Below are 23,760 nucleotides of genomic sequence, written 5' to 3'. Positions count from 1 at the left end.
TTCAGGCCTCGCGGTACAGCATCAGCAGCAGGCCCATCAGCACCATGCCGACCGGCCAGACCCAGCGGGCGATGCGCGCCTCCCGCCCCTCGCCGCGCAGCTCGACCCAGCGGGCACAGCCGGAGATCACCGCCATGGCGCCCAGCGGCAGGTGCGACAGCTCGATCAGCAGCGCCTCCTTGACGTTGGAGATGGCGTGGTTGTGGGCGAGCAGCAGCACGCCGCCCAGCACCATGGCGCCGGGGAAGACGTAGCGCAGCCGCCCCTGCACCTTGCCCAGCCGAACCCGCCATTCCGCCACGGCGAAGGCGACGACCAGCAGGGCGAAGAGGCGGTGCTGCACCACCTCGGCGTCGCGCATGCTCTCGATCAGCCCGATCTCGCCGAGCGGCCAGACCTCGGGGTCGGAGCGGAAGGCGAGGAAGCCGGCCAGGATCAGGAAGAGCAGCGGCCAGTGCCGCGCCCAGGGCACGCGGCCGGTGGCGTCGAGCAGCGCGGCGAGGCCCACCAGCAGCACGACGAGGCCGGCCCAGTGGTGGTTGTACTCGCTCCAGGCGATGTCGCTGGCGTTGCGCGGCGGCAGGAAGCCCTCGCCGGGCGCGAAGGCCTGCGGGCGCGGATCGGCCTGCCGGCGCTGCCACTCGGCATCCAGCCGCGCCTGCAATTCGGGGATGGCGAGGTCGGCATGGTCGGGCGAGGAGAGGCGCGGCCAGGTCGGGGTGAAGCGTTCCGTCACCTCGGCCCAGCTCGCCACGTCGGCGGCCGGGTTGTCCACCGCCGGGGGCAGCGAGGTCAGCGAGGCAGCGGCGGCCAGCACCGCGACGCCGAGGCCGATCTCGCACTCCACGAAGCGGCGCACGTGGTTCAGGTGCTTCTCGGGGTTCCGCACGAAGCCGTGCAGCACCAGGAAATTGCCGAGGCCGAGCAGCAGCAGCAGCCCGAACAGCGCCCCCTTGGTGGCCGACATGGCGCCGTAGGCGGTGCCGTAGAGGTTGCCGACGCCGCCGAGATAGGCCCCCCAGAAGCCGAGGATGCCGAGCACGATCAGCAGCACGCCGCCCGCCGCGAGGCGCGAATAGGCGGCGCCGATCGCCCGCGCCGCCGAGAGGCCGCTCATGGCCGGGGCCGCCACCTGCGCCGCGCCGAGGCTGGCCGGCCCGGCCACGGACAGCCCGGCCGGCACCGCCGCCCGGCGCCGCACCGGTCCCGCGAGGCGCAGCGAGGCCAGGAACACCGGCAGCCCGCCGAGCCAGAGCGCCGCGCCGAGATGGTGCAGGGCGGTGGCCAGCATCAGCAGCGCCCGGTCCTCGGTGCGCGCCATGGCGTGGCTGCCCGCCACCCCGCCCGCGAGGCAGAGCAGCGCGGCGGCGGCGAGGGCGAGGCGGCGGCCGGGCGCGGGCGGGTCGGCGGGCGCCGCGAGCAGCAGGGCCAGCGCCGCGCCGGCCACCACGATGGCGCCGGAGACCACGAATTCCGCCCCGAGCGCGCTGCCGAGCGGGATTTCCATCGAGGCCGCCAGCGCCAGCGCCCCCAGCACCGAGGCGAGCGCCGTCAGCCCGAGCGTCAGCCAGGCCGCGATGCGCACCCCGCGCCGGGCGATGCCGAGCAGGCGCGCCCCGTCCTCGCGGGTGAGGTCGCGCGAGACGGGCACCGCGAGCAGCACCCAGAAGGCGATGCCGCCGATCAGCGCCGAGCGGGAGAGCAGCACCGCCATGTGCAGCAGCACGCTGACGAAGCCGTACACGTCGAGGAATTGCTGCATGGCGCGGGCGGTGGTCCCGGAAGTCCTCGGGTTGCGTCGAGGGGGGTTGCGTCGAGGGGGGTTGCGTCGAGGGGGGGGTTGCGTCGAGAGGGGTTGCGGCCTCGGGAGGCGGCGGACCGGTCCGGCGGACGCCGGGTCGGGGCCGGATGGGCCGTCCCGGTCAGCGTATCGTGCCGCCCCCGGTGGCGGGCGCGGCGGCCTGCGGCGTGCCGCCCGGGGCCGCGTCCCGCAGCGCGTCCCGGGGCACGACGGTGAACACGATGTCGCCGCGCGTGATGTGGCCGTCCACCGCCAGCACCTGCCAGCGCAGTCGGTAGGGGCCGGGCTCCAGCGGGCCGGTGCGGGCGATCAGCCGGGCGCCGGACGGGTCCTCGGTCAGGGCCAGGCGCTCCTCCGGCCCGCGCGCCTCGCCCGCCTGCCCGGTGCCGCGCGCGAGGCCGAGGCGGCTGCGGGCGACGTCGATGCGGCTGTTGTAGCGGATGTCCACCTCGACCGGCCCGGCCGGCACGGCGGTGCCGGCGGCGGGACGGGATTCGACCACGATGGCATGCGCCGCCGCCGGCCGGGCCGCCAGCAGGGGCGGCGCCACGGCGAGCAGCGCGGCCGCCGCCAGGGAAAGGCGCCCAGGGGAAAGCCAAAGGGAGCGCCAAAGGGAACGCCAGGCGGCACGCATGGCAGGGTTGCGGCGCTCGGGACGGGTCGGTGGAACGGACAAGGCGGGCTCCCGCGAAAGCTGGCCGGACCCTAATTGCGGCGCCGCAGCGCCGCCAGCCCGGATTTGCCGCCCCCTGCCCGCCCCCGGGGCATGGCCGCGTCGGCCAGGAGAAGGATGGCGGGCAAGATGGCCCGGCAGGTGTGGCGCGGAAACCATGGCGCCGGCCCGCCGGCGATGCCACATGGCGCAGGGCCCCGCGCAAGGCCCTTGCGGAGCGGGCGAACCGCCCGGACCGTCGGCCGGCATGCTGCATCGCCGTTGCCCCCGCCCCCGGGGCCGGCGTAAGCATCCGGAAAGCGGCGCCTGCCTATCCGGTCACCACCAGGGCCGGCCGCCCTCCAAGGAGAGTCGTTGTCGCATGGGTATCCCGCTCGCCCAGCAGGTCAGGATCGGCGCCTACATCGCCAAGCAGCATCTCCTCGGCCGGAAACGCTATCCGCTGGTGCTGATGCTGGAGCCGCTCTACCGCTGCAACCTCGCCTGCGCCGGCTGCGGCAAGATCGACTATCCGGCCCCGATCCTGAACCGGCGCATCTCGGTCGAGGACGCGCTGCACGCGGCCGACGAGTGCGGCGCGCCGGTGGTCGCCATCGCCGGCGGCGAGCCGCTGCTGCACAAGGACATGCCGGCGATCGTCGAGGGCATGATCGCCAAGGGCAAGTTCGTCATCCTCTGCACGAACGCCCTGCTGCTCGAGAAGAAGATCGACCAGTACAAGCCCAGCAAGCAGTTCACCTGGGACATCCATCTCGACGGCGACCGCGAGATGCACGACCACGCCGTCTCCAAGGAAGGCGTCTACGACCGCGCCGTGGCGGCGATCAGGGTGGCCAAGGAGAAGGGCTTCCGCGTCGCCATCAACTGCACCCTGTTCGACGGCGCCGACCCGGAGCGGGTGGCGAAGTTCCTCGACACGGTGACCGAGATGGGCGTGGACGGGGTGATGACCTCGCCCGGCTACGCCTACGAGCGCGCCCCGGACCAGCAGCACTTCCTCAACCGCCGCAAGACCAACGAGCTGTTCCGCGGCATCTTCCGCCGCGGCAAGGAGCGCAAGGGCCGGCGCGCCTGGAAGTTCAACCAGTCGCCGCTCTTCCTCGACTTCCTGGCCGGCAACCAGAGCTACAAGTGCACGCCCTGGGGCAACCCGACGCGCACGGTCTTCGGCTGGCAGCGCCCCTGCTACCTGCTCGGCGAGGGCTACGCCAAGACCTACAGGGAGCTGATGGAGACCACCGACTGGGACAGCTACGGGGTCGGCAATTACGAGAAGTGCGCCGACTGCATGGTGCATTCCGGCTTCGAGGCGACCTCGGTGATCGACAGCGTGAGGCACCCGGTCAAGGCGGCGATGGTGGCCCTGCGCGGCCCGCGCACCGAGGGCGAGTACGCGCCGGCGATCGACCTCTCGAAGCAGCGCAAGGCGGAATACGTGTTCTCGAAGCACGTCGAGAAGGCGCTGGACGAGATCAAGGCGGAGGAGGCGGCCGCGAAGCCGAAGCCCGTGCCGCCGCTCGCCGCCGAGTAGCGGGCGACCTCCCCGGAAGGGCAGGAGGGAGGCGGGAAGGAGCGGTCATCCCCCGCCCGTGCCGGCGGCACGGGAGCGGGGCGCCGCCCGGACACGGCCCGAATCGGCCTTCCATCCCCGCCGGCCATCGCGGATGCTGGGGCCGCCCCTCCGAGGAGGCTCCCGGCATGGACTACCCGACCCTCGGCGCCGCCGCGCCCCGGCCCCGGGCCGCCACGGCCTCCGTGCTGCCGCCGCTGCCGACGCGCTACGACGCCGTGGCGCGCTTCCTGCACTGGCTCACGGCGCTGCTGCTGCTCGCCGTGATCCCGCTGGCCTGGCAGATGCTGGCGCTGCCCGAGAACGATCCCAGGGCCGGCCTCTACTTCACGCTGCACAAGTCGATCGGCGTGACCATCCTGGCGCTGGCCGCGCTGCGCCTGGCCTGGCGCGCGACGCACCCCGCCCCGCCCCTGCCCGCCGGCACGCCGCGCTGGGCCGTGGCGGCGGCGCATGCGAGCCACTGGCTGCTCTACCTCGCCCTGCTGGCCATGCCGATCAGCGGCTACGTCCTGACCGCCGCCGCCGGCTACCCGGTGCCCTGGTTCGGGCTGTTCGAGCTGCCGACCCTGCCCCGCAACGAGGCCCTCGCCAACGCCGCCAATGCCGCGCACCTGGCCGGGCAGTGGGTGGTGTACGCCCTCGTCGTGCTGCATGTGCTAGGCGTGGTCTGGCACGTGGTGATCTGGCGCGACGGGCTGCTGGGCCGCATGCTGCCGCCCCAGGAGCCGCTCTGAAAGACCTTCCGGGGAATTCCGCCCCGGACGGGCAGACGCCAGCGGGCAGACGCCGAAGGGCAGGCGCCAGCGCGCAGGCGCCGAAGGACGGCAGCCGGAGAAGCGGTCGGCGCGGCGGCTGCCGGGCGCTCAGGTGAACAGGTAGTCCCCCGCCGCGAGCCCGGCGCCGTCCATGGAATGGACGTTGAGCTTGAGCGCCGAGCCGTCCGCGGCGTGCAGCGCGTGTCCCTCCGCGTCCAGGAAGGTGTACTGGAGCAGTCGGCCGTAGCCGGCCTGCGCCGCGTTCCCGGCGCTGGTCACGTCGCGCGCCTCGCTCAGATGGGTGCCGGCGGAGAAGCCGACGAAGACGATGAAGTCGTTCTCGCCGGGCACGCTGTAGCCGCCCGCGCCGTGGAAGTCGGCGACGTACTTCGAGGTGCCCATGCCGTTGTCGGCGGAGGAGCCGAAATCCTTGAAGCGCAGCTTGAAGGTGTCGTTGCCGCCGCCGCCGTAGAATTGCTGGTAGCCCTCGTAGGCGTCGCCGGAGCCGTAGCCCGACTGGAAGGTCTCCTTGGCGTCGCCGCCGCTGACCTTGCTCATGGGATCGGCGCCCATGGGATTGGCGGCCGGGGCCATGAAGCGGGCGAGCAGGCTCGTGCTGCCCGCCACGCCGGTATCGAGGGAACGGTTCGCGTCACTGGTGGCGAAGATGATGCCGTTGCCGTTCGAGATGTCGTAGCTCACGCGGGTCACTCCGATCGTGGATGGGCTGCGGGAAGCAGGCTGAGATGCGTCTTGTTCTTGGTGCCTTCTGCGGGATCACGCGGCTGATGCCGTTGCCGTGCCCGGTTGTTCTGATCGGAACAATCTTGCCGCCGGTGCTGAACAAACTCTTTTCGGTCGCGGAGCGCCGATACTCCCGGCTCATCCATCTCTTTTCTGATACGGAAACAGCGCTGATGGAATGGACGGAAATGTCATCCCGCACGACGATCGAACAATAAAAGATACGATCGGACACTCTTTGTCCGGGCTGCATGCCGCTCCGGAGCACTCAAGCCGGGCGTGCTCGCCCGGCGCCTCGGAGAATGCGCCGGATCAGGAGCCGGCGCCGTTCCGGCCTGACCGTATCGGGCCGGAACGGCTCTAACCTTCTGGTCTTTCGCATTTTCCGGGTCGCTGGGTGAGTACACCCAGCTTGAAAATGCTCTAGGGCCGGGGAAGTGTCCGGAGGATCTCGCGCGGCGGCACCCGGCCCAGCGCCCGCAGCGCCCGGCGGCTGGACCGGCCGATCCGGATCAGGCCGGGAAGCTGGCCGGGATGGCGCAGCAGCGAGGCCAGCACCCCCGGCAGGTCGGCGCTGCCATCCGGGCGCAGGCCGCGCAGCGCCGCCGGCGGCACCGCGTCGGCCGCCCTGTCGGCGACGGCGCGCAGCACCGCGAAGGGCAGCGCCCGCTCGGCGGCGAAGGCGGCGGCGGCGGCGGATTCCATGTCCACCGCGATCGCGCCGCTCTCCGCCCGCAGCGCCCGCTTCGCCGCCGGTGTCGCGACGATGCCGTCATGCCCCACGATCGCGCCCCGGCGCGCGGCCCCGTAGCGGCGGCACAGTGCGTCGCTCCAGCCCGCATCGGTGCGCCAGGTGCGGCCCCCCGCCCGCACCGCCGCGGGCACGACCACCGTCCCGGCGGCGAGGCCGGGGTCCAGGCCGCCGGCGATGCCGAAGCTCAGCACCCCGGCGAAGTCCCGGCCGAGGCCGCCGAGCAGCGCGGCGAGGCGGACGGCATCGCCGGCCGAGCAGAGCACGCACGCCTCGGGCGGCAGCAGGCGTGCCTCCGCGCGCATGCCGACGACCACCAGGACCGGGCGCGCCGCCGCGCCCGTGGGCATGCCGGGGCCAGGGTCGGGGCCAGGATCGGGGCCGTCGCCCATGGCCACGTCAGGTCGCGCGCCCACGGCGACGCGTTCGGACCGGGCGCTCAGAGGCCGTGCACGACCCGGCGCGAATTGCCCCGGCGCAGGTTGCGCAGCCGCGAAAGCGCCCAGAGCGGGAAGAACTTCGCGTAGCCGTGGTAGCGGAGGTAGAAGATCCGCGGGAAGCCGGTGCCGGTGTAGTCCTCCTCGGACCACAGCCCGTCCGCGCCCTGGTGCGCCAGCAGCCAGTCGGCGCCGCGCTGCACCGAATCGTCGTCCGCCTCGCCCGCCGCCATCAGCGCCAGCATGGCCCAGGCGGTCTGCGAGGCGGTGCTGACGGCGGCCGCGCGCCGCGCGGCGTCGTCCAGCCCGTAGCTGCCGCCCTCCTCGCCCCAGCCGCCATCCGGGTTCTGGCGGCGCTTCAGCCACGCCGCGCCGCGGCGCATCGCCGGGTGCTCCGGCTCCAGCCCGGCGGCGTTCAGCGCGGTCAGCGCCGACCAGGTACCGTAGACGTAGTTGACGCCCCAGCGGCCGTACCAGCTCCCGTCCGGCTCCTGCTCGGCCAGGAGGTAGGCGATGGCGTCGCGCACCGCCGGCTCGGACGGGTCGTGGCCGAGCTGCGCCAGCATGGCGAGGCAGCGCGCCGAGACGTCCGAGGTCGGCGGGTCGAGCAGCGCGCCGTGGTCGGCGAAGGGGATGTTGTTCAGGTAGTGATGGGTGTTGTCGGCATCGAAGGCGCCCCAGCCGCCGCCCCTCGACTGCATGCCGACGGTCCATTCCGTGCCGCGCGCGATCGCCTCGCCCACCCTGCCGCCGCCCGGGCCGCCCTCATGGCCGAGCTGGTGCCGGGCACGGTCCAGGGCGAGGACCACCACGGCGGTGTCGTCCACGTCGGGGTAGTAGGCGTTCTCGTACTGGAAGGCCCAGCCGCCGGGGCGCAGGCCGGGGCGGGACACCGTCCAGTCGCCCGCCACGTCCAGGATCTGCCTCCCCAGCAGCCAGTCCAGCGCCGCCGGCACCCGTTCGGCCGCCTCGCCGCCCGTCTCCAGCAGCGCATGCGCGGCGAGCGCCGTGTCCCAGACCGGCGAGAGGCAGGGCTGCACGTAGGTCTCCGCCTCCCGCCCCCCATCCTCGCCGGGTCGCGCCGGGCGGTCGTGCACCAGCTTCTCGACGGCGGCCCAGGCGGTGAGCACGCGCGGGTCGTCGGGCGGCACGCCGAGGCAGTGGTACATCATCAGCGCGTTGGCCATGGCCGGGAAGATGCCGCCCAGGCCATCCTCGCCGTTCAGCCGCTCCGTCACGAAGCGCTCGGCCAGCGCCTCGGCGCGGCGGCGGCTGCGCCGCGGCAGCCGGTGCTGCGCCGGCTGGAGCACGCGGTCGATGCCGCCGAAGATCGCCGCCCAGGGCTGCCGCTGGTGCGCGCCGCCCGGCCAGCGCCGCACCTCGGCCGGCGGGGTGCGGAACAGCTCGGCGATGCCGATGCCGCGCGGGTTGGCGGCGCGGGGCCGGTGCGCCATCACCACCAGCAGCGGCACCAGCACGGTGCGCGCCCAGTAGGAGATCTTGTCGAGGTGGAACGGGAACCACCGCGGCAGCAGCATGATCTCCACCGGCATGGCCGGCGCCGCGCGCCAGGGCACCTGGCCGAACAGGGCCAGGGCGATGCGGGTGAAGACGTTGGCGCGCTCGGCGCCGCCCGCCGCCAGGATCGCCTCGCGCGCCGCCCGCATGTGCGGCGCCTCCGGCGCGTCGCCGATGATGCGCAGCGCGTAGTAGGCCTTCACGGAGCAGGAGACGTCGATCGGCCCGCCGTGGAAGAGCGGCCAGCCGCCGCCCGCCTGCGGCTCCGCCGCGCGGGTGCGGCGCAGGTAGTTGCCGATGCGCGCCTCACGCGCCAGCGACGCCTCGTCGTCCGGCAGGCCGAAGAAGTGGCGCAGCAGCACGTACTCGGCGGGGATGGTGGCGTCCGCCTCCAGCTCGAACACGAAGTGGCCGTCGGCGCGCTGGTGGGCGAGCAGGCCGGCGGCGGCGCGGTCGATGGCGCCGCCCAGCGCGGCCTCCGCGTCCTCGTCGCGCAGGACGGCGGTCACGCCGGCCGCGGCCAGCATGGCGGCAATGGCGGGATCGGAGACGTTGGCGGTCGCGGCGTTCAGGGTGTCGCTTGAATGCAGTCTGGCCACAGCGGTCATCCGGTACTGATTGTTCCCGTGAGCCGGCGGCGCCCGGAGGGCCGCCGGCAGTAGCCATCCCGGCGATCATCGCCCGCCCGGCCCCCAGGCAATACGCCGGGACGGGGGGAGCGCGAAGCCTCGACGCTCCCGATGCGTGGTTTTCCTGCCGCATTGTGGCGCCGCTGCCAAGGCCCCAGGGGCCCGGCCGCTGCTGCATCGCACGCAAGGCTGTCATCCCGCTGCCGGGCGGCGCCGGCCGGACGGCACCTTGCCGGGCCGCGGCCCCGGCGGGCGCGTCGCGATTCGCCGGGGCGGACCGCGCGCGTCGGCCGGCCCGCGCCGCCCCCCGCGGATCATCGCCGCCGCGCCCTCGCCGCCGACGGATGCCGGCCCCGGCCCGGGTGGCGACGCGGCGCGCGGCCGGTTGCCGGCCCGCCGCCCCGCTTCAGTCCCAGAAGGCCCTGGCGTTCCGGAAGGCGTCCCGGGCTTCGGGCAGCCTCGCCAGGGCGGTGGCGCGCCGGGCCTCGGCCCATCGCGCCAGTGCCGCCCGCGCCGCTTCGTGCCGGGCCGGCTCGCCGGCCTCCAGCGTCCCGGCGAGGCGCAGCGCCATGCCGGCGTCGTTCAGCATGCCGAGCGGCGCGAGCAGCGCCTTGGTCGCGCGGCGGTACCGCTTCACCCGCTTCGGGCGGAAGGGCGCCGCGCCGAGCTCGGCGGCGAAGCGGAGCTTGCGGACCGACCGGCGCAGCCCGTGCAGCTCGGCGTCGGAACGCCGCCCGAGGTGCCGCGCGCGCCGCCGTGCCCGGCGCGCGAGGCGCCGGAGCCGGTCCGGCAGCAGCCGCGCCAGCGGCTTCCGCCGCTCGCCGCCCAGCGCCCGCCCCTCCTCCGCCCAGGCCGCCAGCCCCAGCACCAGCGCGGTGAAGGCCGGCCCCTCCAGCTCGGCGCGCAGGGCGGCATGCGCCTGCTCGCGCGCCCGCTCGGCGTCGGTGCGTAGCCGGCGCAGCGCCTCGGCGGCGGCCGGCTCGGCGACCGAGGTGATCGCCTCCGGCAGCAGCTCGGCGCAGAACACGTCCCAGTCCCGCGCCTCGCCGAAGACGCGGCCGGCCCGGCGCAGCCCGGCGTCGAAGGCGGCCGCCGCCGACGGCTCGGCCGCCTCGCGGAACAGCGCCAGCACGGTGCGCAGCCGGCGCAGCGCGACGCGGAGCTGGTGCACGCCCTCCAGCCCTCCGGCCATGGCGGCCGGCAGGTTGGCCAGCAGGTGCCGCAGCCCGTTGCCGAGCATGGCGGCGAAGGCCGCGCCGCTCCTGGCCGAAGGGTCGCGGGCGGGCGCCGGTGCCGGCTCGGCGGCCGGCGCCGTGCCGGCCAGCAGCCGGTAGCCGCGCGCCGCCTTGCTCTCCGCCTCGATGGCGAGCGGCACGACGGCGTGGATCTCCAGCGCCAGGCGGAACAGCGCCGCCGGGCTGCCCTGCTTCAGCTCCAGCTCCAGCTCGCGCACCGGCCGGCTGGACGCGCCGGCCCGGATGACGCCGGTGTCGAGTGCCGCCTCCACCACCGTGCCGTCCGGCAGGTGCAGCAATTGCCGGCGGCGATCGATCTCGGTGGTGAAGACCGGCTCCAGCCGGTCGGCCAGCGCCCGGCCCGACGAGTCCAGGTCCAGCGCGGCCAGCGGGGTGCCGGCGAAGGCTGCCGGGTCTGGCCGGTCGCGGGCGACGGGCGCTTCCCATTCGCCGCGACCGAAGCCGCCGGGGCCGGCGGCCCCGCTCTTCACCGTCTGCACGCGCTGGCGGCCGCTGCGGCGGATGCGCAGCGCCAGCCGGTGGCGCAGCAGCAGGCGGTCGGGCGTGTCGAAATAGGTGGTGCGTGCCCGCACCGCCTCGGCCGGTGCGGCGAGGGGGGGCTGGAAGGCCGGCAGAGTCGCGAGCGCGGCCTCGGCACCTTCGGGAAGGCGGAAGCTGACCTCGATCTCGACCGGCCCGGCGCCGTCGTGTTTCCTGCCCATCGCGCATGGCTAACCGGCCTGCCCGGCTGCCGCAACCGCCGGGACACGCCGCCAGGATACGCCGCTGGGACACGCCACTGGGACACGCCACTGGGACACGACCCACGCCCCGCCCCCGGGCCGCGTGATCGCCCGGCCCCGCCCTTCGCCCGGCGGGCCCCGCCGGGCGAAGGCCCGCCGGGCGAAGGACGGACTCGCCCGCGGGCACCGGCGCGCCGACCACGACTTACACTTGCTTTCATTTTGCTCATTTTCCTGCGACCTCTTGGGTGCTCTTCCTGCTGCCTCGCCGTGCGCCGGCCCGCGCCGGCTCGCAGGAACCGACTTGCCGGAGTACGCATGCCCGCCCCCAGCACACCGCCAACCGACGTCAGAATCGGCCCGGCACGGCCATGACCATGGCCGGAGATCCCCGCTTCTTCGCGCGCAGCGGCCCGTACTCCCTCGCCGAGGTCGCGCGCGCCGCGGGCGGCGAACCGTCGGCCGGGGAAATGCTGCTGACCGGCGTCGCGCCGCTCGGCAGCGCCGGTCCCACGGAAGTGAGCTTTCTCGACAACCCCCGCTACATCGAGGCGCTGGCGGCGACGCGGGCCGGCGCGGTGATCGTCAGCCCCGCCATGCTCTGCCGCGTGCCGCCGGGCACGGTGGGAATCGCGACCGAGAACCCCTATGCGGGCTGGGCCCGGGTCGCCGCGCTGTTCCACCCGCCGGCGCCGGCCCGCCCCGGCATCCATCCCTCCGCCGTGGTGCTGGAAGGCGCGCGGGTCGATCCCGGCGCCGAGATCGGGCCGTTCTGCCTGATCGGCGCCGGCGCCGCGATCGGCGCCGGCTGCCGCCTCGGCGCCGGGGTGGCGATCGGCGACTCGGTGTCGATCGGCGCCGACTGCCGGCTCGGCGCCGGCGTCAGCATCAGCCACGCGACCCTCGGCGCGCGCGTCCACGTCAAGCCGGGCGCGCGAATTGGGCAGGAGGGCTTCGGCTTCGCCACCACCCCGACCGGCTTCCTGGCGGTGCCGCAGCTCGGCCTGGTGGTGGTCGGCGATGACGTGGAGGTGGGAGCCAACACCACGATCGACCGCGGCTCGGCGCGGGACACGGTGATCGGCGCCGGCAGCCGCCTCGATAACCAGGTGCAGATCGGCCACAACGTGCGGATCGGCCGCTGCTGCGTGCTGGTCTCGCACGTCGCGATCTCGGGCTCGACCACGCTGGAGGATTTCGTGCAGGTCGGCGGCCAGGCCGGCATGGCCGGGCACCTGAAGGTCGGGCGCGGGGCGCGGATCGGCGCGCAGGCCGGCGTGATCGCCGACATCCCGGCGGGCACGGCGGTGATCGGTAGCCCGGCGCAGCCGGCGGGGGCGTTCTTCCGGCAGGTCGCGCTGCTGAAGCGGCTGGCCGGACGCCGGACGGCAGGCTGAGCGGCGGGACCGGCCGGCACCGGCGCATGCCCGCCATACGCCCCTGGCCATATGCCCCTGGTCATATGCCCCCGGGGAGACTCGAACTCCCACGCCTTGCGGCCGCGGATTTTGAGTCCGCCGCGTCTACCGTTCCGCCACGGGGGCCTGGCACAGGGGCCTGGTCGCCTCCGGAGGAGCGCATCCGGAGGGGCGGCGCCCTGCTTAGACCGCGCCCGCCGCCCGGTCCAGCACCGGCCCGGCGGACCCGTCCACCGGGCCGTCCGACCGGCCGCGCGCGGCTGCGGCGCCATGTCGTCGCCGCGTCGCGCGCGGATGACGCTGCGGATGACGCTGGAGCCGTTCCGGCCTGACCGCATCGGGCCGGAACGGCTCCAGCCTTCTGGTTCCTCGCATTTTCCGAGTCGGCGGGTGAGTACACCCGGCCTGAACCTGCGCCGGGTCGGCCCGGGGCTGCTCCCGATCCTGTGTACTGCGGTGCACCATCTCGTGTATCTGCCGGGTCGACGGCCGGGCATCGACCCGGCGCCGCAACCGAGGATGGAGCCGGAACCGGCATGTGGAACAATCCGGACCGGGCGCTGCTGCCCGCCCTGCTGGTCTCGACCGCCTGGCTGCTGCTCTGCCAGCTCGTCTTCGTCGTGCTCTGGCATTTCGGGTGGATGAGCCATGGCGTGGCGCTGCTGCACTGGCTGGTGGTGGGCGTGATGCCGCCGGGCATGGCGCTCTGGCGCTTCGAGCGCGAGCGGGGCGCGGGCTGAGCGGCCCGTCGGCCGCCCGTCGGGCCACGCGCCGCAACAACGCGTGAGCGGGATGGTCCCGCGGCGCAACACGGGTTCACCTGCACCATGACCGCACTGATCCCGGCCCTGCCAGAGCGGGCCGCCCTGCTCCTGGATTTCGACGGCACCCTCGTCGAGATCGCGCCCACCCCCGACTCCGTCCGGGTCCCCCCCGACCTGCCGGCGCTGCTGGAGCGGCTCTCGGCGCGGCTCGACGGGGCGCTCGCCATCGTCAGCGGCCGGCCGTTGCGGGACCTCGACCACTTCCTGCCGATCCCGGTGGTGAAGGCCGGCGACCATGGCGGCACGCTGCGCCTCGCCCCCGGCGCCCCGGTGGAGTCGCCGCCCCTGCCGGTGCCGCCGGCCGAATGGCGCCAGGCCGCCGACGACTTCGCCGCCGCCCATCCCGGCACGCTGGTCGAGGACAAGGAGCACGGCTTCGTCATCCACTACCGGCTGGCGCCGGAAGCCGGCCCCGCCGCCCTGGACCTGCTCTCCGCCCTGGTCGCCACCGCGCCGGACCGCTTCGCGCTGCTGGAGGCGCGCATGGCGTGGGAGGTGAAGCCGGCCGGCATCTCCAAGGCCACCGCCGTCACCGCGCTGCTGGCGCGCGCGCCCTTCCTCGGCCGCACGCCGGTCTTCGTCGGCGACGACGTGACCGACGAGGCCGGCATGGCCGTCGCCGTGGCGCATGGCGGGCATGGCTGGAAGCTGCAGGACGTGTTCGGCGACCCGGACGGGCTGCGCGGCTGGCTGGCCGCGGCGGACCGGGCGCTGGCGGGGCACGGGTAGGGCGGGACAACATCCTGACCCACGACCCGCGCGATCGCGGCCGCAGCGGCGAGGGCAATGGCGGGATCGGCGGCCTCGGCCTGCTGGAATGCCGCGACGTCGTCGGCTCGGCCCGCCATGCCCGCGCGCATCGGTCCTGGGGAAGATGCGCACGGGCCTCCATAGCCGCCGCATGGGCGGCAACGCCACCACAGCCGCCGCATGGGCGGCAACGCCACCATCGTCGCCATGGCGAAATGGCCCGGGGCGTCCGGGCACATCGAGGCGCTGGTGATCCTGAACGCGGTGTCCGGCCCGCCCTGCCGCGACCGCCGCGGCATGATCCGGGCCGGGCGCCGCCCGCCGCGGGGCGGCGCTCAGGCCGGCACCGGCACCCGGCTCGCGAGCGGCTCCAGCAGCATCTCGATCCCCGCCGGCTCCTCCCATTCCAGCTTCACCGTGACCACGGTCACGCGGCTGCGGAAGGCGGGGGGGATGCGCACGAAGTCCTTGCGCGTGGTCACCGGCGTCGCGCGCAGCGCCTCGGCCTGGGCCAGCAGGTCGCGCAGGTCCCCGGGGTCGTAGGGGTAGTGGTCGGCGTAGGTGACGCGCCCGGCCAGCACCGCGCCCGCCTCGGACAGCGTGGCGAAGAACTTGCGCGGCACCGCGATGCCGCAGAAGGCGAAGACCGGCTGTCCGGCCAGCAGCGCCGCCTCCGGCCCCGGCGCGAGGCGCGCGCGCAGGGTGCGCATCCCGGCGGGAAGCTGCGAGGCGACGTCGGCCGTGTCCTCGCCGATCACCACCGCCGCCTGGGCGCGCGCGGCGGCCTCGGCCACCGGCTCGCGCAGCGGCCCGGCCGGGATCACGCGGCCGTTGCCGAAGCCGTAGGTGCCGTCCACCACCAGCAGGGAGAGGTCCTTGCGCAGCGTCGGGTTCTGCAGCCCGTCATCCATGACGATGGCCTGCGCCCCGGCTGCGATCGCGGCGCGGGCGCCGGCGTCGCGCTCGGCGGCGACCCAGGTCGGGCGCTCGGCGGCGAGCAGCAGCGCCTCGTCGCCGACGGCGCGGCTGTCGTGCACCGCCGGGTCGACCCGCACCGGCCCGCGCAGCTTCCCGCCGTAGCCGCGCAGCAGGAAGTGCACCGCGACGCCGCGGTTGGCGAGGCGGCGGCCGATGTCGAGCGCCACGGTGGTCTTGCCGGCGCCGCCCGCCGAGGCGTTGCCGCAGCAGATCACCGGCACCGGCGCCTGCCAGCCGGGCTTGCGCATGCGCCGCGCGGTGGCGCAGGCATAGATCCGGGAGGCGGGGGTCAGGAGCAGGGGCAAGATTCCCCCGCCGCCTTCCGCCCAGAACGCGGGGGCGCGCATCAGTCTTCCGTCGATCCTCGTCAGGTGCTCCCGGCCACGGCCCGGTCCGGCGCGGCGGGATGGGAAGGCAGAAGGTCCAGCACAGCCCGGGCGATCCGGTCCGGCAGGCCGGCCTGGTCGGCGGCGATCGCGGCGGCCGCCTCGGCCATGCGGCCCGCCCGGTCGGGATTCGTTAGCACGGCGAGCGCCGCCTCGGCCAGCGCCGCCGGGCCGTCCACCCGGATGGCGCCGCCCGCCGCGAGCAGGCGCTCGGCCGGCTCGGCGCAGTTCTCGGTGTGCGGGCCGAGCAGGATCGGACAGCCGAGGCGGGCCGGCTCCAGCGGGTTGTGCCCGCCCACCGGCACCAGCGCCCCGCCCACCAGCGCGACGCCGGCGAGGCGGTAGAACAGGCCGAGCTCGCCCAGCGTGTCGGCGAGGTAGACGGCATGGCCCGGAGCGGGCAGCGCGCCGAGGCTGCGCCGCGCCAGCGGCAGGTCGCAGGCCTCGGCGATCACGGCGCCGCGCGCGGGGTGGCGCGGCACCAGCACGGTCAGCAGATCCGGCAGGCTGGCCGCCAGCCGGCGGTGGGCCGCCAGCAGCACCTCCTCCTCGCCCGGATGCGTGCTGGCGCCGAGCAGCACCGGCCGGCCGCCGAAGGCGTCGCGCAGCGCGGCCAGCGCCGATTCGTCGGCCGGCAGGGCGTCGGCGGCGAATTTCAGGTTGCCCCAGCAGGCGGGCGAGGGCGCGCCGACCGAGGCGAGCCGCGCCGCATCCGCCGCCGACTGCGCCAGCACCAGCCGGAAGCCGCCCACCACCGAGGCCGCGAAGCCCGGTGCCCGGCGCCACCAGCGGGCCGAGCCCGCCGACATGCGGGCGTTCACCAGCCCGAGCGGGATGCCGCGCCGCCGCGCCTCGGCGATCAGGTTCGGCCACAGCTCGGATTCGACGAACAGCGCGGCGTCCGGCCGCCAGCCGTCGAGGAAGCGCGCCGTCCAGGCGGGCACGTCGAGCGGCACGAAGCGGTGCCGCACGCGGCCCGCCAGCGCCGGCGGCAGGCGCTGCGCCAGAAGCTCGGCCGCGGTGACGGTGCCGGTGGTGACCAGCAGGCCGAGACCGGGCGCGCGGCGGGCCAGCGCCGTGATCAGCGGCAGGATCGACAGGGTCTCGCCGATGCTGGCCGCGTGCAGCCAGAGCAGCCGGCCTGGCAGCCGCTCGGCCCCCTCCCCGCGCCGCTCCGCCAGCCGCGCGGCGACCTCCTTGCCGAGCCGGACCCGGCGTCGGAGGTAGAGGGGCAGCAACGGCCGTGCCGCGCTCGCCGCGACCCGCCACAGCGCGGCCGGCATCCCCCCGCCCGCCCCGGCGGGCCGCCACTCGCCCGGGCCGCGGCCCGTGGCTTGGCCGTGGGTATGCCCAGGGGCGGCATGACCAGGGGGGGCGTGGTCGGGAGGGGGGCCGGATGCGTCGGGAAGGCGCCGGGAGACGTGCCGGGCGGCACCCGGCGCGGCGCCGGGCGGGGCCGCGCCCGGACGTTCCGTCGACGCCGCATCCTGCGCCTCGCGGATCGGCCGGCCGGACGGCAACGCGTTCAAGCCGGCACCTCGACGGGTGCGCCGCCGCGTGCCGCCGCCCAGGCCTCGGCGGCGTCGCAGGCCGCGTTCAGCCCGGCGACGATGGCCGGCAGCGCCGTCGCGGCGCCGTCGCGCGGCACCGCGATCGGCGGGCCGAGGTGGATCACGCCGCGCCCGAAGGGCAGCGGCAGCGCCATGCGGTCCCAGGAGCCGAGCCGCCGCAGCCGCGTGCTGGCGCCGGCGCAGGGCAGCACCGGCACGCCGGTGAAGGCGGCGAGCTGCGCGACGCCCGGCGCCGCCTGCCGCCGCGGGCCGCGCGGCCCGTCCGGCGTGATCGCCACCGCGTCGCCCTTCGCCAGCAGCCGCGCCAGCACGCGCAGCGCCGTGGTGCCGCCCCTGGAGGAGGAGGCGTGCACCATCACCAGGTCGAAGCGCGAGACGATGTCGCCGATCAGTCGCCCGTCGCGGTGGCGCGAGACCAGCACGTGCGCCTGCCGCTCGCCGCGCGCGGCGGGGCCCTGCGGCGCCGTCTGGCGCCCGAAGCGCCAGACCAGGGGCATCATCGGCAGGGATTCGTGCCAGAAGGCGGCGATGATCGGCCGGCCCTCGGCCATGAAGGGGCGGATGTGCTCGCCCCCCTCCAGCGTCCAGCGCGTGGTGCGATAGACGAAGGCGAGATAGGAGCCGAGCGTCCGCGCCAGTGCCGCCTGCGTGGTGGGGTGACGAAGCAGCCGCTTCAGCATGGGGGCTTTTGCATGATGTTGGAACCGCCCCTAGCACGTCGGGGGTGGAATCGGGAGGGGTTGTCGCGGGAGACCAGGGCAGCGGGAAAGGCGACGCTTTCCCCGATGCCCCCTGCTCCCCTCCGGGACCCCATCCGGCAGCGAGGCGAAGCCGTCCTGCACCGCTCCTCGTCTGCCGGCCCCGGGTTGTCGCGGCGGCCGGTCCGGCACGCCCGGAACGGGGGTTCCAGGGAGACCTCGTCCCCCGGCGAAGGGTGCGGAAGGCGATGCCTCCCTACCGGGACCGAGGTAACGCCCCGGCGCCCCCGCCTCCCTACCGCCAGCGCCGGTGCATCCAGAGCCACTGCCCCGGATGCTCGCGTACCCAGCCCTCGACGATGCGGTTGATCGTCGCGGTCGCCGCCTCCACGTCGATCCTGCCTTCCGCGTCGCGCGGCAGTTCCACCGCCTCGGTCACCTCCAGCCGGAAGCGGTTGCCCGGCAGGCGGATCGCGCGCGCGCCGTGCACCGGGCAGTCGAAGCGCCGGGCGAGCTGGGCCAGCAGCGGGTTGCAGGAGGCCGGGCGGCCCAGGAAGGGCAGGCGCGGCCCGCGCCCGAAGCGCTGGTCCACCAGCATGCCGACATGGCTGCCCGCCTCCAGCGCCGCCAGCAGCCGCGCCGGGGCCATCAGACCGGCCGGCACCAGCGTGCCCATCAGGTCCCGCCGCAGCGCCAGGATGTCGGCCGCGACGGTGCGGTTGTTGGGCGTGCGGTACAGCACCGCCGAGGGCATGCCGTGCTTCGGCGCCACCACCGCGGGCAGCTCCCAGTTGGCCAGGTGCGCGGCGAAGACCAGCGCCGGCTTGCCGTCGTCGCGCAGCGCCTCGAAGCGGGCGACGCTTTCGGCCGGGACCTGGATGCGGCCGCCCGGGTCCGGATGCGCCGGGTCGAAGTCCCAGATGCGGTCCATGTGGACGTACTCGCAGGCGGTGCGCCCGAGATTGTCCCAGGCCTCGCGCAGGATGCGCCGGTGCTCGATGTCGGGCAGCGACGGGAAGGCCTGGCGGATGTTGTCGAGCCCGACGCGGTTCACCGGCAGCAGCGGGCCGAAGGTACGCGCCACGAAGCCGCCGAGATCGGCCGCGCGGTCCGGCCCCAGCACGCGCACCAGCGCGAAGGCGGCGCGCACCAGCCGCGCCACCACCCATTCGCCGAGGCCGTTCAGACCGCGACGCAGACGCCGCCCGATCCGCGCCATGCCGCTCAGAGCGTGACCACGATCTTGCCGAACACCCGGCGCGATTCCAGCCGCTCCAGCCCGACGGCGAAGTCCGCCATCGGCACCACCGTGTCGATCACCGGCAGGATGCCGGTCGCCATGCGCTGGTAGCCGTCGGCGATCGCGCGCATCGGCGCGCCGAAGGAGCCGAGGATGCGGAGCTGGCGCTGGAACAGCATCATCAGGTTGGTCTCGGCCGAGACGCCGGAGGTGGAGCCGCAGGTGACCAGCCGCCCGCCCATGCGCAGCGAGAGCAGGCTGCCGGCCCAGGTGGCGGCGCCGACATGCTCGAACACCACGTCCACGCCCACCTTGCCGGTGACGCGGCGCGCGACCGTCGGGAAGTTCTGCGTGTTGTAGTTCACCACGTGGTCGGCGCCGAGTGCCTTCGCCCTGGCGCACTTCTCGTCGTCGCCCGCGGTCGCGATCACGGTGCAGCCGAGCGCCTTGGCCACCTTCACCGCGACGGTGCCGATGCCCGAGCCGGCGGCGTGCACCAGCACCGTCTCGCCCGGTTCGAGCTTCGCGTTGTCGAACAGCATGTGCTCGACGGTGGAGAAGGTGATTGGGCCGCAGGCCGCGTCGTTCCAGGCGATGCCGTCCGGCACCGCGACCAGCAGGCGCTCGGGCATGTTGCAGAACTCGCGCGCGAAGCCGTCGACGTGGAAGCCCATCACGCCGGCCACGTTCTCGCAGAGATTGTCCTGCCTCGCGCGGCAGCGGCGGCAGTGGCCGCAGGTCAGCGCGCCGTAGGGCGCGACGCGGTCGCCCACCTTCCAGCGGGAGACGCCCTCGCCCACCGCCGCCACCTCGCCCACCGCCTCGGCGCCCACCACCAGCGGCATCTGCCGCTTGGCGAAGGCCATGCCGCGCCAGCCCCAGACGTCGATGTGGTTCAGCGCCATGGCGCGCAGGCGCAGCCGCACCTCGCCGGGGCCGGGCGGCGGCGGCTCGGGCAGGTCGACGAGGCGGAGGTCGCGGTCGGCGAGGAGTTGCAGGGCGCGCATGCGGGAGGGCCTGTGTGGGGCGGGTCGGCGCGTCAGCGCAGCGAAGGCAGCGCGGCGGACAACCCGCCATCGACGGGGATGGTGGCGCCGGTGACGTAGCCGGCTTCCGGCGAGACGAGGAAGGCGATCACGGCGGCGATGTCGGCCGGCTGCGCGAAGCGGCCGGCGGGGATGCCCTTCTCCAGCGCGTCGCGGTGCCCGGCATAGGGGGCCATCATCGCCGTGTCGACATAGCCCGGGGCCACCGTGTTCACGGTGACGCCCTTGCCGGCCACCTCGATGGCCAGCGTGCGGCAATAGGCCTCCAGCGCCGCCTTGCTGGCGATGTAGGCGGCGTTGCCGCGGTTGCTGCGCGCGGCGGTGACGGAGCCGACCGCGACGATGCGCCCGTGCCGCGCCCGCAGCATCGGCCGCACGGCGGCGGCGGCGAGGCGGGTGAAGGACCAGGTGTTGACCTGCATCACGGCGGCGGCGCGGGCCGGGTCCATCACCGGCGCCAGCGCGTCGTAGGTGCCGCCGGCGACGTGGACCAGCGCGGCGAACGGCCCCGCTCCTTCCGGCCCGTGCGTTTCCAACGCCTCGGCGAAGGCGTCCACGGCGGCCGGATCGGCAAGGTCGAGCGGCAGCGCGGCAAAGCGGCCTCCGGGACGGGCGGCGCGCAGCTCATCCAGCAGCGCCGCCGCCTCCGCCTCGGCGCTGCGCACGGTGAAGGTGACGTCGTGGCCGGCCGCGGCCAGCGCCCGCACCGTGGCGGCGCCGATGCCGCGGCCGCCGCCGATCACCAGCGCCGCGCCCGTCACGCCCCTCGCGCTCAAGCGGGCGGCGCCCCGAGCACGAGGCAGACATTCTGCCCGCCGAAGCCGAAGGAGGAGGACAGCACGTGGCGCACCGAGGCGTCGCGCGCGACGTTCGGCACCACGTCCAGCGTGATCGCCGGGTCCGGCACCTCGTAATTGATGGTCGGCGGCAGCCGGCCCTCGCGGATGGTCAGCAGCGAGAACACCGCCTCCACCGCGCCGGCCGCGGAAAGCGTGTGGCCGATCATCGACTTGTTGGAGGAGATGGGCGGCGCCGCCTCGCCGAACACGGCGCGCATGCCCAGCGTCTCCATCTTGTCGTTCTCGGGCGTGCCGGTGCCGTGCGCGTTGACGTAGCCGATGTCGGACGGCGCCAGCCCCGCATCGGCCAGCGCGTTGCGCATCGCGCCGATGATGGCGCCGCCATCCGGGTTGGAGCGGGTGCGGTGGAAGCTGTCCGCCCGCTCGCCGCAGCCGAGCAGCAGGCCGAGCACCCGCGCGCCACGCGCCCGCGCCGCGGCCAGGCTCTCCAGCACCAGCGCGCCGGCGCCTTCGGCCATCACGAAGCCGTCGCGCGACTTCTCGAAGGGGCGCGAGGCCGCCTCGGGCGCGTCGTTGCGCGTGGAGAGGGCCGAGAGCAGCGAGAAGCGGATCAGCGCCTCCGGGTTCACCGAGCCGTCCGCGCCGACCGCGATCGCCGCCGTTGCCTCGCCGCGCTGGATCGCCTCGACGGCGAGCTGGATCGCGGAGGCGCCGGTGGCGCAGGCCGTGGTCAGCGAGATCGGCGCGCCCTCGGTGCCGAAGCGGTCCGCCAGGCGCTCGCCGACGCCGCCGAACAGGAAGGTCTCGTAGAGATCGACCCGGCCGCGCGCGGCGGCGACGATGCCGCCATAGCCGGGCGCCGCCCCGGCGGCGCGGGTCAGGTCCAGGCGCTGCGGCCACTCGAATTCGACCGGCGGCATGCCGAGGAAGAGCGGCCCCGGGAAGTGTCCCTTCGCGCCGATCCCGGCCTGGGAGAGCGCCTCCTCCATGGCGAAGGCGGCCATGGTCTCGACGCGCTGCGGCGCCGAGACGACGTCGCCCGGCGCCTCGTTCGGCAGGTCCACCGTGCCGGCGATGGTGGTCCTGAGATGCTCCGTCGGGAAGCGCCGGATGCGGCGGATGCCGGAGCGCCCGGCGGTCAGCGCCGCCCAGTTGTCGGCCACGCCCCAGCCCAGCGGGGTGACGATGCCGAGGCCGGTGACGGCGACCAGCGGCCGGCCGAGATGGTCGGTGTCGGCGTCGCTCATCGGGCGTTCTCCGACTCGGGGATGCGGTCGAGCAGGGCCAGCGCCTCGCCGCGCCACTGGCCGATGCCCGTCACCAGGATCTGGTCCACCGGGCCGGCCTCGCCCGTGTCGGCGGGATCGAGCGACGGCGGGAAGGCGCCGTGCGAGAGGGCGAGCGCGCCCAGGGCGATGTTGGCCGGGAAGGCCGCCTCCACCGAATGGCCGAGCAGCCCGGCGGTGCGGCGGATCGCCACCGCGCGCGACGGGATGTGGGGGGCGGCGAGGCTGGCGAGGAATTCCTCCTCCTCCGCCGTCGCGGGCTGCGCGCCGCTCTCGCCGGAGAGGATGCCGAGCGGGCCGGCGCCGAGCGCCGGCTCCAGCCGCGCCGCCAGCGCCCGCGCCGATTGCGCGATCTCGCCGCCGCCGCCGCGGCGGCGCGCCGCGCCGGAGACGACATCGGTCAGCCGGGCCAGTCCCTTCGCGCCACGCGCCTTTGCGTGCTCCGCCGCCTCCAGCACCAGGAAGGCGGCGGCGGTGCCGAGCACCATGGCCGGGCGGCCCCCCTCGGCGCGCCCGGAGAGCGGCTGCCAGGGGCCTTCCCACAGCCCGCCGCCGGGCCGGTACAGCAGCAGCAGGTCCCAGCGCGAGGCCACGAAGGCGCCGCCGGCCAGGGCGATGTCGCCCCGCCCCTCGGCGATGCGGGCGCGGGCGATGCGCACCGCGTCGGCGGCCGCGCTCTCCTCGCCCATGAAGGTGCGCGAGGAGCCGATCACGCCGTGCACGATGGAGATGTTGCCGGCGAGCAGGTTGGAGAGCTGGGCCAGGAACAGGGTGGGGCGCAGGCCGGTGGCCAGGCGCTCGTTCAGCAGCCGCCCGGCCGCCTCGGCCGGCAGGCCGGCAAGCTCCGCGCCCACCGCCTCGTCCAGCGCGATGTCGCGCTCGCCGCCGCCGGCCGCGACCACGAGGTGGGTGCGGGCGAGCAGCGCCGGGTCGCGCGCGCCGGCCGCGTCGATGGCGAGGCCGGCCGCGTAGGTGCCGAGGCGCTGCCAGGGCTCCATCTGCCGCTGGTCGCCCTTCTTCGGGATCTGCCGGTCGAGGTCGAGCGCGGGGGCGGGGTGGACCGGAAAGGGCGCGAAGCCGGCCTCGTCGAGCGACGGCGTGCCGGCGCCGAGTGCCGCCCGGTGCGCCTCCGCCCCCTCGCCCAGCGAGGTGACGAGGCCGATGCCGGTGATCCAGACGTCGCGCATGGTTCAGCCCCCCTGCCCCGCCGGCTGCCCGCCCACCGGCTGCCCGCCCACCGGCAGGCCGATCCGCGCCGCCTGGGCACGCATCGCCGCCTCCAGCTCGGGCGCCGGGAAGGGCAGCGTCTTGAAGGTCAGCTCGGAGTCGCAGACCCGCCTGCCGTCCACGCTGATCCGGCCCGCGGTCATGGCGTAGCCGGAACCGTCGTGGACCAGCTCGGCCTCCACCGTCAGGGCGGCGCCGGGCGGCACGAAGCCGCGCAGCTTCGCCTCCTTCACCGCCGCCAGGAAGGGCATGCGGGCGAAGCCGTTCAGCCCGAGCAGCAGGTAGCCGGAAGCCTGCGCCATGGTCTCGACCAGCAGCACGCCGGGCATCAGCGGATGGCCGGGGAAGTGGCCCTCGAACACCGTGCTGGTGTCGGGCACGTGCGCCTCGGCCACCAGCCGCGTGCCGTCGAGCGACAGCACGCGGTCGATCATCTGGAAGTATTCGAGGCGCATGCGATGCCCTGGGACTCGGTGGGAACGGAGGGTAGCCCCCCGCAGGCCGGGTCAGGGAGGCGGCACGGACGGCGCCGGACCCGCGCGGCGTCTTTGGCGCGAAGCGGGGGGCTTGGCAAGCCGGCGGGGGCTGGGCCGGCGCCGGACCCCGTTTCGTCGGCGGGGAGGACTCCGCCCTCCCGAACCCCGTTTCGTCAGCGGGGAGGGCTCCGCCCTCCCCGG

Annotated in this window: 21 protein-coding genes and 1 tRNA gene; 6 read left to right on the top strand and 16 right to left on the bottom strand. The window is 75.3% G+C overall.

All coding sequences use genetic code 11. The annotated features are described in order from the left end of the window. Position 1: 1 nt before the first annotated feature. Complete coding sequence (locus tag M0638_RS18850) at positions 2-1,762, bottom strand: CopD family protein (RefSeq protein WP_248668553.1); 1,761 nt, start codon at positions 1,760-1,762, stop codon at positions 2-4. 160 nt (positions 1,763-1,922) lie between these two features. After that, complete coding sequence (locus tag M0638_RS18845) at positions 1,923-2,477, bottom strand: copper resistance CopC family protein (protein ID WP_248668552.1); 555 nt, start codon at positions 2,475-2,477, stop codon at positions 1,923-1,925. 358 nt (positions 2,478-2,835) lie between these two features. Between M0638_RS18845 and hpnH the strand changes: the two genes are divergently transcribed. Both hpnH and M0638_RS18835 read left to right on the top strand, forming a co-directional pair. After that, positions 2,836-4,005: an adenosyl-hopene transferase HpnH gene (gene hpnH / locus M0638_RS18840; protein ID WP_248668551.1), complete on the top strand. Its 1,170-nt coding sequence runs from the start codon at positions 2,836-2,838 to the stop codon at positions 4,003-4,005. 167 nt (positions 4,006-4,172) lie between these two features. Beyond that, positions 4,173-4,781 carry a cytochrome b gene (locus M0638_RS18835; protein WP_248668550.1) on the top strand — a complete coding sequence of 203 codons (609 nt, stop codon included), beginning with the start codon at positions 4,173-4,175 and terminating at the stop codon, positions 4,779-4,781. Positions 4,782-4,910: 129 nt separating this feature from the next. Here M0638_RS18835 and M0638_RS18830 read toward each other — a convergent pair whose 3' ends face one another. Beyond that, positions 4,911-5,504, bottom strand: coding sequence for a hypothetical protein (locus M0638_RS18830; RefSeq protein WP_248668549.1), 594 nt, complete (start codon positions 5,502-5,504; stop codon positions 4,911-4,913). A 44-nt stretch (positions 5,505-5,548) separates the two neighbouring features. Here M0638_RS18830 and M0638_RS18825 point away from each other — a divergent pair, with 44 nt between their 5' ends. Continuing rightward, positions 5,549-5,764 carry a hypothetical protein gene (locus tag M0638_RS18825; protein ID WP_248668548.1) on the top strand — a complete coding sequence of 72 codons (216 nt, stop codon included), beginning with the start codon at positions 5,549-5,551 and terminating at the stop codon, positions 5,762-5,764. Positions 5,765-5,969: 205 nt separating this feature from the next. Here M0638_RS18825 and M0638_RS18820 read toward each other — a convergent pair whose 3' ends face one another. The 3 genes from M0638_RS18820 to M0638_RS18810 form a co-directional block, all read right to left on the bottom strand. Further along, positions 5,970-6,713: a phosphorylase family protein gene (locus M0638_RS18820; RefSeq protein ID WP_248668547.1), complete on the bottom strand. Its 744-nt coding sequence runs from the start codon at positions 6,711-6,713 to the stop codon at positions 5,970-5,972. 23 nt (positions 6,714-6,736) lie between these two features. Next, positions 6,737-8,779: a squalene--hopene cyclase gene (shc, locus tag M0638_RS18815; protein WP_248668565.1), complete on the bottom strand. Its 2,043-nt coding sequence runs from the start codon at positions 8,777-8,779 to the stop codon at positions 6,737-6,739. Positions 8,780-9,287: 508 nt separating this feature from the next. Then, positions 9,288-10,838, bottom strand: a complete 1,551-nt coding sequence (locus M0638_RS18810) for a CYTH and CHAD domain-containing protein (RefSeq protein WP_248668546.1) — start codon at positions 10,836-10,838, stop codon at positions 9,288-9,290. 392 nt (positions 10,839-11,230) lie between these two features. Between M0638_RS18810 and lpxD the strand changes: the two genes are divergently transcribed. Further along, the gene (gene lpxD / locus M0638_RS18805) at positions 11,231-12,256 is read left to right on the top strand and encodes a UDP-3-O-(3-hydroxymyristoyl)glucosamine N-acyltransferase (protein ID WP_248668545.1); all 1,026 of its coding nucleotides are present in this window, start codon (positions 11,231-11,233) and stop codon (positions 12,254-12,256) included. A gap of 66 nt (positions 12,257-12,322) precedes the next feature. On the opposite strand, the gene M0638_RS18800 is transcribed toward lpxD, so the two are convergent. Beyond that, positions 12,323-12,403, bottom strand: a tRNA-Leu gene (locus M0638_RS18800). 410 nt (positions 12,404-12,813) lie between these two features. Between M0638_RS18800 and M0638_RS18795 the strand changes: the two genes are divergently transcribed. Together M0638_RS18795 and otsB are read left to right on the top strand one after the other, a co-directional pair. Next, the gene (locus M0638_RS18795) at positions 12,814-13,017 is read left to right on the top strand and encodes a hypothetical protein (RefSeq protein WP_248668544.1); all 204 of its coding nucleotides are present in this window, start codon (positions 12,814-12,816) and stop codon (positions 13,015-13,017) included. Between the two features lie 87 nt (positions 13,018-13,104). Next, positions 13,105-13,830: a trehalose-phosphatase gene (otsB, locus tag M0638_RS18790; protein ID WP_248668543.1), complete on the top strand. Its 726-nt coding sequence runs from the start codon at positions 13,105-13,107 to the stop codon at positions 13,828-13,830. 356 nt (positions 13,831-14,186) lie between these two features. Here otsB and lpxK read toward each other — a convergent pair whose 3' ends face one another. From lpxK to M0638_RS18745, 9 genes are all read right to left on the bottom strand, one after another. Then, complete coding sequence (lpxK, locus tag M0638_RS18785) at positions 14,187-15,176, bottom strand: tetraacyldisaccharide 4'-kinase (RefSeq protein ID WP_248668542.1); 990 nt, start codon at positions 15,174-15,176, stop codon at positions 14,187-14,189. A 20-nt stretch (positions 15,177-15,196) separates the two neighbouring features. Next, positions 15,197-16,498, bottom strand: a complete 1,302-nt coding sequence (locus tag M0638_RS18780; RefSeq protein WP_248668541.1) for a 3-deoxy-D-manno-octulosonic acid transferase — start codon at positions 16,496-16,498, stop codon at positions 15,197-15,199. 242 nt (positions 16,499-16,740) lie between these two features. Continuing rightward, positions 16,741-17,466, bottom strand: coding sequence for a lysophospholipid acyltransferase family protein (locus tag M0638_RS18775; RefSeq protein WP_248668540.1), 726 nt, complete (start codon positions 17,464-17,466; stop codon positions 16,741-16,743). Between the two features lie 313 nt (positions 17,467-17,779). After that, on the bottom strand, positions 17,780-18,703 hold the full coding sequence (locus M0638_RS18770) for a lipid A biosynthesis lauroyl acyltransferase (protein WP_248668539.1): 924 nt from the start codon (positions 18,701-18,703) through the stop codon (positions 17,780-17,782). Between the two features lie 5 nt (positions 18,704-18,708). Beyond that, positions 18,709-19,731 (bottom strand): zinc-binding dehydrogenase, encoded by a 1,023-nt coding sequence (locus tag M0638_RS18765; RefSeq protein ID WP_248668538.1) that lies wholly within the window; start codon positions 19,729-19,731, stop codon positions 18,709-18,711. Between the two features lie 32 nt (positions 19,732-19,763). Beyond that, positions 19,764-20,546: an SDR family oxidoreductase gene (locus M0638_RS18760; RefSeq protein WP_248668537.1), complete on the bottom strand. Its 783-nt coding sequence runs from the start codon at positions 20,544-20,546 to the stop codon at positions 19,764-19,766. After that, positions 20,543-21,817, bottom strand: a complete 1,275-nt coding sequence (locus tag M0638_RS18755; RefSeq protein ID WP_248668536.1) for a beta-ketoacyl-ACP synthase — start codon at positions 21,815-21,817, stop codon at positions 20,543-20,545. Before M0638_RS18755 ends, M0638_RS18760 begins: the two co-directional genes overlap by 4 nt. Next, complete coding sequence (locus M0638_RS18750; protein WP_248668535.1) at positions 21,814-23,043, bottom strand: beta-ketoacyl-ACP synthase; 1,230 nt, start codon at positions 23,041-23,043, stop codon at positions 21,814-21,816. Before M0638_RS18750 ends, M0638_RS18755 begins: the two co-directional genes overlap by 4 nt. A gap of 3 nt (positions 23,044-23,046) precedes the next feature. Then, positions 23,047-23,538, bottom strand: a complete 492-nt coding sequence (locus M0638_RS18745; RefSeq protein WP_248668534.1) for a 3-hydroxyacyl-ACP dehydratase FabZ family protein — start codon at positions 23,536-23,538, stop codon at positions 23,047-23,049. Positions 23,539-23,760 lie beyond the last annotated feature (222 nt).

This window comes from Roseomonas acroporae, assembly GCF_023223525.1.
In the GTDB taxonomy this organism is placed as follows: Bacteria; Pseudomonadota; Alphaproteobacteria; order Acetobacterales; family Acetobacteraceae; genus Roseomonas_E; species Roseomonas_E acroporae.
The sequence above is the reverse complement of the archived record's forward strand: the minus strand, read 5'-3'. Positions and strand labels throughout refer to the sequence as shown.